The 6,524-nt window shown below is 69.4% G+C and carries 7 protein-coding genes and 1 pseudogene; 4 read left to right on the top strand and 4 right to left on the bottom strand.

From position 1 onward, the window contains the following. A pseudogene (locus tag ACZ5DC_RS21360) lies at positions 1-700 on the bottom strand (hypothetical protein); the annotation flags it as partial. 151 nt (positions 701-851) lie between these two features. On the opposite strand from ACZ5DC_RS21360, the gene ACZ5DC_RS21355 reads away from it, so the two are divergent. The 3 genes from ACZ5DC_RS21355 (at position 852) to ACZ5DC_RS21345 (ending at position 3,225) form a co-directional block, all read left to right on the top strand. Continuing rightward, positions 852-1,649 (top strand): ABC transporter ATP-binding protein, encoded by a 798-nt coding sequence (locus ACZ5DC_RS21355; protein ID WP_468654913.1) that lies wholly within the window; start codon positions 852-854, stop codon positions 1,647-1,649. 61 nt (positions 1,650-1,710) lie between these two features. Next, the gene (locus ACZ5DC_RS21350; RefSeq protein WP_468654911.1) at positions 1,711-2,145 is read left to right on the top strand and encodes an NfeD family protein; all 435 of its coding nucleotides are present in this window, start codon (positions 1,711-1,713) and stop codon (positions 2,143-2,145) included. A gap of 123 nt (positions 2,146-2,268) precedes the next feature. Continuing rightward, on the top strand, positions 2,269-3,225 hold the full coding sequence (locus ACZ5DC_RS21345) for an SPFH domain-containing protein (protein WP_468654909.1): 957 nt from the start codon (positions 2,269-2,271) through the stop codon (positions 3,223-3,225). A 105-nt stretch (positions 3,226-3,330) separates the two neighbouring features. Here ACZ5DC_RS21345 and ACZ5DC_RS21340 read toward each other — a convergent pair whose 3' ends face one another. From ACZ5DC_RS21340 to ACZ5DC_RS21330, 3 genes are all read right to left on the bottom strand, one after another. After that, positions 3,331-3,837: an HNH endonuclease gene (locus ACZ5DC_RS21340; protein WP_366753773.1), complete on the bottom strand. Its 507-nt coding sequence runs from the start codon at positions 3,835-3,837 to the stop codon at positions 3,331-3,333. Positions 3,838-4,004: 167 nt separating this feature from the next. After that, positions 4,005-4,544: a YbhB/YbcL family Raf kinase inhibitor-like protein gene (locus ACZ5DC_RS21335; protein ID WP_468654907.1), complete on the bottom strand. Its 540-nt coding sequence runs from the start codon at positions 4,542-4,544 to the stop codon at positions 4,005-4,007. A 45-nt stretch (positions 4,545-4,589) separates the two neighbouring features. Further along, on the bottom strand, positions 4,590-5,372 hold the full coding sequence (locus tag ACZ5DC_RS21330) for a sporulation protein (RefSeq protein WP_468654905.1): 783 nt from the start codon (positions 5,370-5,372) through the stop codon (positions 4,590-4,592). Positions 5,373-5,472: 100 nt separating this feature from the next. Between ACZ5DC_RS21330 and ACZ5DC_RS21325 the strand changes: the two genes are divergently transcribed. After that, the gene (locus ACZ5DC_RS21325) at positions 5,473-6,123 is read left to right on the top strand and encodes a DNA-3-methyladenine glycosylase (protein ID WP_468654903.1); all 651 of its coding nucleotides are present in this window, start codon (positions 5,473-5,475) and stop codon (positions 6,121-6,123) included. The last annotated feature ends 401 nt before the right edge of the window (positions 6,124-6,524 follow it).

The following is a 6,524-nucleotide window of genomic DNA, read 5'->3' as shown; positions in this document are numbered from 1 at the left end:
CCGCACCCCGGGCCGCCATCTCCGAGGCGCTCACCGCGCCCCCGTGGCCGTTGCCGTAGGCCAGCGACACCAGCAGCCCCACCCGCTGCGCCAGCTCCAGCACCCGTACCGCACGCGACGGGTACCCCGGCGCCAGCACCTCCCGGCCCCGCTCGGCCCGCGCCCGGTACGCGTCGATCGCCGCCTCCGCCACCGGCCCCGACCCGGCGACGTCCAGCTTCGACAGCACCTCGGTCGCCTCCCGCAGCGCCTCCGCCAGCTCCCGCTCGGCCTCGCCCAGCGACGGCACGTCGGCGGGCGGCGCCTCCCGCACCGGCAGCACGTGCCAGACCACCTCGGCATGTACATCACCGTCGGGCCCGGCCTCGTACACCTCGGGCACCAGCCCGAACGCGGCGCCGTGACAGACCACCGCCTCCTCGGCGTCCAGCGCCCGCGCGTTGAACTCCGGCGGGCCGCTCAGCCCCAGCGGGTGCCCCGGCGCGGGCAGCGCCACCCGCAGTCCGGTCACCCCCAGCGTGCGCAGCCGCCCCAGAGCGAGGGTCAGCCCGACCGGCGCGGACTCACCGGGCAGCCCCTCCACCCGGTGCACGGCGTCCTCGCCCACGACGGCGAGTACGGCGTCATCCGGAGAGACAAGTCCAGCCAAAAGGGCATTGCCCCAAGCGGCAAGGCGTCCTGAACGCGGTTCCGAGAGCATGCCCCCACCCTAAGGACCGGACCGATGGAATGGAGCGGGGCACTCGTGGCGTAGATTTCATAAGGGCTGCGCCCACCGGCGCGGCGGACCCGAGCCACAGGCGTACGCGACAGCCGAGACCGGCCACACTGCAAGGGGAGACAACGCGCTCATGAGCGATGTTCTGGAGCTTCAGGACGTATCCGTGGTCCGTGAGGGCCAGGCTCTGGTGGACCAGGTCTCCTGGTCGGTGAAGGAGGGCGAGCGCTGGGTCATCCTCGGTCCCAACGGTGCCGGCAAGACCACCCTCCTGAACGTCGCCTCCAGCTACCTCTACCCCAGCAAGGGCACCGCCACCATCCTCGGCGAGACCCTCGGCAAGCCCGGCACCGACGTCTTCGAACTGCGCCCCCGCATCGGCATGGCCGGCATGGCCATGGCCGACAAGCTCCCCAGGCGCCAGACCGTGCTGGAGACCGTCCTGACGGCCGCCTACGGCATGACCGCCCACTGGCAGGAGGAGTACGACGAGGTCGACGAGCGGCGCGCCCGCGCCTTCCTCGACCGCCTCGGCATGAGCGACTACCTGGACCGGAAGTTCGGCACCCTCTCCGAGGGCGAGCGCAAGCGCACCCTGATCGCCCGCGCCCTGATGACCGACCCCGAACTGCTCCTGCTGGACGAACCCGCCGCCGGTCTCGACCTCGGCGGCCGCGAGGACCTGGTACGCCGCCTCGGCCGGCTCGCCCGCGACCCCATCGCCCCCTCGATGATCATGGTCACGCACCACGTCGAGGAGATCGCCCCCGGCTTCACCCACGTCCTCATGATCCGCCAGGGCAAGGTGCTCGCCGCCGGCCCGATCGAGCTCGAACTCAGCTCCCGCAACCTCTCCCTCTGCTTCGGCCTCCCGCTCGTCGTGGAGCAGGTCGGCGACCGCTGGACCGCCCAGGGCCTGCCCCTGTCCTGACCCCCTCTGCTCTCCCCCGCGCGCCCTGTCCGCCGCCCGAGCGCGGCCCTACCATGACCATGTGAACGACATCGACGCATGGGTGTGGTGGCTCATCGGCGCGGCGGCGCTCGGAATCCCGCTCGTGGTCACCGCGTTGCCGGAGTTCGGCATGCTCGCGGTGGGAGCCGTGGCGGCCGCGGTCGTCTCCGCCCTCGGCTTCGGCGCGGTCATCCAGGTCCTGACGTTCGTCGTCGTCTCCGTCGCCCTCATCGCCGTCGTGCGGCCCATCGCCGCCCGGCACGGCCGGCGCAGTCCCCACCTCGCCACCGGCGTCGAGGCGTTGAAGGGCAGGCAGGCCGTCGTCCTGGAACGGGTCGACGCGTCCGGCGGCGGCCGCATCAAACTCGCCGGGGAGGTCTGGTCGGCCCGCGCCCTCGACACCGGCCGCGCCTACGAAGTGGGCCAGGAGGTGGACGTCGTGGACATCGAAGGGGCCACCGCGATCGTCATCTGAGGGCCAACTCACCGAGAACGACTCACGAGTTGCGCGACGGTCTGTCAGACTCGACAGCAAGATCTTCAACAGTCATGAGATCTGCCGAAAGCGCCGAGGCGGAGAAGGGTACGGGGAACGACGATGGAACCGGTCATCATCGTCCTGATCATTCTGGTGGTGTTGGTCTTCATCGCCCTGATCAAGACGATCCAAGTCATCCCACAGGCCAGCGCGGCCATCGTCGAGCGCTTCGGCCGTTACACGCGGACGCTGAACGCGGGCCTCAACATCGTGGTCCCGTTCATCGACACCATCCGCAACCGCATCGACCTGCGCGAACAGGTCGTCCCGTTCCCGCCGCAGCCGGTGATCACCCAGGACAACCTGGTCGTGAACATCGACACGGTCATCTACTACCAGGTCACCGACGCCCGGGCCGCCACCTACGAGGTCGCCAGCTACATCCAGGCGATCGAGCAGCTCACCGTCACCACCCTGCGCAACATCATCGGCGGCATGGACCTGGAACGGACCCTGACCTCCCGCGAGGAGATCAACGCGGCCCTGCGCGGCGTCCTGGACGAGGCCACCGGGAAGTGGGGCATCCGCGTCAACCGCGTGGAACTGAAGGCCATCGAACCCCCGACCTCCATCCAGGACTCGATGGAGAAGCAGATGCGCGCCGACCGTGACAAGCGCGCCGCCATCCTCACCGCGGAAGGCACGCGCCAGGCCGCCATCCTCACCGCCGAGGGCGAGAAGCAGTCGCAGATCCTGCGCGCAGAGGGCGAGGCCAAGGCGGCGGCCCTGCGCGCCGAGGGCGAGGCCCAGGCCGTCCGCACGGTCTTCGAGGCCATCCACGCCGGCGACCCGGACCAGAAGCTGCTGTCCTACCAGTACCTCCAGATGCTTCCCAAGATCGCCGAGGGCGACGCGAACAAGCTCTGGATCGTCCCCAGCGAAATCGGCGACGCCCTCAAGGGCCTCTCCGGAGCGATGGGCAACTTCGGCCCCCTGGGCGGAGGTTCGGGCAACGGCTCGTCGGGCGGCGGCAACACGGGCGGTACGGAGCGCCGGGAGAAGCCGAGCATCGACTGACCCACGGCAAGCGCCGAGCTCCCCGCGTCCTCTCAGGGGCGCGGGGAGCTGCGTGAGAAGCGACAGACCATCCGCGGCCGCCGACCGACAGGACCCGGCAGACGCCTAGGCCGCATCCCGGGCGAGCCACTCGGGAAGCGCATCGAAGTCCTCGGCGCCCAGAGCCAGGAGCATCGCATCCGCCGGCGTCGGCTCGAACGGCTCCCGGAGCAGCGTCATCCCGGCCTCCTCCGGAGTCCGGTTCGCCTTCCGGTGGTTGTCCTCCGCACACGCGGCGACCGTATTCAGCCACGCGTCCTGCCCGCCCTGAGACCGCGGCACCACATGGTCCACGGTCGTCGCCCGCCGCCCGCAGTACGCGCACCGGTGCCGGTCCCTGACCAGCACCCCCCGCCGTGACCATGGAGCTTGTCTTCGGAACGGCACCCGGACGTACCGGCACAACCGGATCACCCGAGGCGCCGGTATGTCGACATCGGCACCCCGCATCCGCAGCTCGGGATGGGCCTGCTCGACGACGGCCTTGTCCTGGAGCACCAGGACGACCGCACGGTTCAGCGTCACCGTCGACAGCGGCTCGAAACTCGCGTTCAGCACCAGCGTGTCACGCATCCAGCCCACCTCCCGTGTGCACCTGCCCACCCCCCGGCGGGCTCGGATCAACTCTGGACGGGCACGCCGAGATGGACAACGCAATAAAAATGCCCGCCTCCGATCACTTCCAAGACCGGAGGCGGGCAAACGTTCAATGAACCCTTGGCTGAATCCTTGCGGTGACGTCAGCCCTGCGCGGGGTTCTCGTACTCACCGATGAGGTGGGCACGCGCGATCGCGTGGAACCGCAGGTTGAAACCGACGACGGCCGGGGAGACGTCCGCGTCCGGCCCCAGCTTCTCCTGGTCCACCGCGTACACCGTGAAGACGTACCGGTGCGGGCCGTCCCCGGGCGGCGGCGCGGCACCCCCGAAGTCCTTCGTGCCGTAGTCGTTGCGCACGTGCACGGCGCCCGCGGGCAAGCCCTCGAACTTGCCGCTGCCCGCACCCGCCGGCAGCTCCGTCACGGAGGCCGGGATGTCGAACAGGACCCAGTGCCAGAACCCGCTGCCGGTCGGCGCGTCGGGGTCGTAGCAGGTCACGGCGAAACTCTTGGTCTCGGGCGGGAAGCCCTCCCAGCGCAGATGCGGCGACGTGTTGCCCTCCGCGTGGACCTGGGCGCTCTTGAGCGCCGCACCCCCCTCGATGTCCTCGCTCGTCACCGTGAACGACGGCACGGGCGGATGGAAGTCATGGGGGAGCGGCCGCCGCTTGAGCTCGGTCACCTCGGTACCTCCTGATCGATGATCTGGAACCAGCGGTTCCCGAGCCTAGAACCAGTTGCGCTTGCTGCCGACCTCGGACAGCCACTGGTTGAGGTAAGCCGCCCAGTCGGTCCCGTGCCAGTCGTTCAGACCCACCTGGAAGGACCTGAAGGTGTCCGAGCCCTCGCTGAACAGGCCCGCCTTCTTGTCCATCTCCAGCACGACGTCCATCGCGTGCTCGTCGGCGACGAAGCTCAGCTCGACCTGGTTCAGCCCCCGGTACTGCGACGGCGGGAAGAACTCGATCTCCTGGTAGAACGGCAGCCTCTGCCGCGTGCCACGGATGTGGCCGCGCTCCATGTCGGCGCTCTTGAAACGGAAGCCCAGCTGGATGAAGGCGTCCAGGATCGCCTTCTGCGCCGGCAGCGGGTGCACGTTGATCGGGTCCAGATCGCCGGAGTCCACGGCCCGCGCGATCGCCAGCTCGGTGGTCACACCGATGTTCATCCCCCGCAGCGCCTGTCCGTCGATCATCGTGACCGGCGTCTCCCAGGGGATCTCCAGCCCGAACGGCACCGCGTGCACGGCACCCGCCTGCAACTCGAAGGCACCGCCGAGCCGGACCTTGGTGAACTCGATGTCCTGCTTGTACTCCTGGTCGCCGCTCTCGACCTCGACCTTGGCCTGCAGACCGACGGACAGCCCCTCGATGGCCTGGTTCACCGACCCGCCCTGGATCCGCACCTCGCCCTGGACGACACCACCGGGTACGACATTGACCTCGGTCAGCACCGTCTCGACCGACGCCCCGCCGGCCCCCAGACTCGCGAGCAGCTTCTTGAACGGCATGACTCTCCCTTTACGAATGGACCCTCGACCCGTACAAACGCGATCCGTCCGCGCCCGGTTCCGTCGGCGCGCTGCCCCGTCTGGACTACCCTCGGAGGGCATGATCGCGCCCCCGGACCGTACGCCACTGCCCCGAGCCTTCTTCGACCGCCCGGTACTGGAGGTCGCCCCCGATCTCCTCGGCCGCGTCCTGGTCCGGACGACCCCCGACGGCCCGATCGCCCTCCGCCTCACGGAGGTGGAGGCGTACGACGGCCCGAACGACCCCGGCTCGCACGCCTACCGCGGCCCCACCGCTCGCAACGCCGTGATGTTCGGCCCTCCCGGACACGTGTACGTCTACTTCACCTACGGCATGTGGCACTGCATGAACCTGGTCTGCGGACCCGAGGGCCGGGCCAGCGGGATCCTGCTCCGCGCGGGCGAAGTGGTGGAGGGCGCCGAGCTGGCCCGCAAGCGACGCGTTTCGGCCCGGAACGACAAGGAACTGGCCAAGGGACCGGCCCGCCTGGCCACGGCCCTTGAGGTCGACCGGACCCTGGACGGCGCCGACGCGTGCGCTTCCGGAGAGGCCCCCCTGAAGATGCTCACGGGGACACCGGTCCCCTCCGACCAGGTACGCAACGGTCCCCGCACCGGTGTCGCCGGCGACGGAGGCGACGGCGACCTCCACCCCTGGCGCTTCTGGATCGCCGGCGATCCGACGGTGAGCCCCTATCGCGCCCACGTACCGAGGCGCCGCGGAAGTTGACGCGGCCCGCCGAGGTGCGTAATGTGGCCCGAGCCGCTGAACCGGGTACGGCGATCGCCTGCAGCCGGAGCGGCCAACCCACTACCTAGCTCGAGCCCCTCAGCGGGGTCGTTTGCGGCGCACTCGTGCGTCCGAATTCGAACTCGCGAGACTCGATTATGAGTTCCCGCGGGAATCGGCTAACGTAGTGAATGTCGAAAGGGCGGACGGCGAAAGCCGAAAAGCCCGAGACACCCCGCCGGCCGGGAATCGGATCGAGAAAAGATCTGATAGAGTCGGAAACGCAAGACCGAAGGGAAGCGCCCGGAGGAAAGCCCGAGAGGGTGAGTACAAAGGAAGCGACCGTTCCTTGAGAACTCAACAGCGTGCCAAAAATCAACGCCAGATATGTTGATACCCCG

It is taken from the genome of Streptomyces sp. NPDC031445 (assembly GCF_055581365.1).
Note: the sequence above shows the minus strand (reverse complement) of the source record. Positions and strands in the feature narration are given on the sequence as shown.